This window comes from Brenneria sp. L4-2C (genome assembly GCF_040240335.1).
In the GTDB taxonomy this organism is placed as follows: domain Bacteria; phylum Pseudomonadota; class Gammaproteobacteria; order Enterobacterales; family Enterobacteriaceae; genus Brenneria.
In genome coordinates, this window is the sequence record NZ_JBEIAC010000059.1 from 1 (window position 1) to 913 (window position 913).

Genomic DNA, 913 nt, shown 5'->3' on the forward strand with positions numbered 1-913 from the left:
GGATTGCGTACCAGCGGCGCAATGCCGTGCGCCGCCCACACCGCCGCCGCCCTTTCCTGCGCGTAAGCCAGCCGTTTCTCCTGCGCCACTTTCTGCTGCCCGCGGATAACCGTCCCCGGTTCCCGGGTAAATGCCCGCAGTTCGTCCGCCTCCGGCCGCATCGGCAACGCCTTGCCGCTCAGAATGTCTCCCGCTATCGCCTCCAGCTTCAGCGCCCCCGCCGTCCCCGCTATCCCCAGCAGTTTATCGCCCAGCTTCTTGCGCCTCAGGGTAAACACCACGCCGCTCACCACCGTCGCCGCGCCTATCACGTCCCCCGCCACCGTCAGCGGCGATACCGACTTGTTGGTGTCATCGGCGAAGTAAATCATCCGGTAACGAAAATACCCGCCCCACGGCTCCCGGCTGCCAAAGGTCGAGTGCATAAACCACGCCCGTGAATCATGCACCTGGTCGTCGAACAGGGCGCGCAGCAGCCCGACCGGCGTCTGCGCATTGCTCGCTTCCCCCTGCGGCGGAAACAGGCGCGCCGTCAGGCCATCTCCGGCCTTTTTCATGTCGTCGAACTCCTGCGCCTCATCCTCCAGATTCAGCAGATAGATGGCGTGGCGCGGCAGGGTATCCAGCACCAGTTGCGTGACGCTGGTGTGCAGCCGGAACTCGCTGCGGTAGTCATTGCCGAACTCTTCCATCGCCTGGCGCAACTGGGTCTGCGCCAAATCCGGGTCAAAGTCTTTCGGACCCGGCGGCAACGGCGGCCGGTCTCGCGGGTTCGGGTAGTCGGCGATAAGGTCGAGCCGCGCCCGCTCCGCGCTTTTCTGCCTTTCATCGCGCGCCGCTTCCGCCGCCTTCCGGCTGCCGGCGTTGGCGTGGCTATCGGTGGCCGCCCGGTAAAACGCGCAGTTCAGCGCCG

1 protein-coding gene is annotated in these 913 nt (G+C 65.9%); it reads right to left on the reverse strand.

From position 1 onward, the window contains the following. A partial coding sequence (locus tag ABRZ26_RS25015) for a T6SS phospholipase effector Tle1-like catalytic domain-containing protein (protein ID WP_502880319.1) occupies positions 1 to 913 on the reverse strand: 913 nt, incomplete at both ends.